The 352-nt window shown below is 29.3% G+C and carries 1 protein-coding gene; it reads left to right on the forward strand.

Going from position 1 to position 352, the window contains the following annotated elements:
• A partial coding sequence (locus tag H2277_RS09200; protein ID WP_337201986.1) for a hypothetical protein occupies window positions 1-352 on the forward strand: 352 nt, incomplete at both ends.

Consider the following 352-nt stretch of genomic DNA (forward strand, 5'->3'; position numbering starts at 1 on the left):
AATAAGATTTTCGCAAACTTATGATAGCTTAGGTATTTATTTTCCACTACAAGGTGAAGTTTGGGCTGATGGTCAAGTAGAACATATAATTAAAATACAATATTGCAATACCAGAGCTTTTTTATTGCAAAACAATTTTCACTCTCAAAATCTTGTATTTGAAAGTTTTAGGATGAAATTAAGAGAAGATGAGGATTTTAAAAGACACATGAAATACGGAAGTATAATTTTTTTTCAAGGATATCCTAGTAATGATCCCAAAGAATATGATTGGATAGTGCAAAGCGATGCTTTTCTCGCTTATCGTTTTAATCAAGCTTTAACCTTAGCTTTTTTAAATGCTTACAATAAA

It is taken from the genome of Campylobacter sp. W0014 (assembly GCF_020135975.1).
Lineage (GTDB): Bacteria > Campylobacterota > Campylobacteria > Campylobacterales > Campylobacteraceae > Campylobacter_D.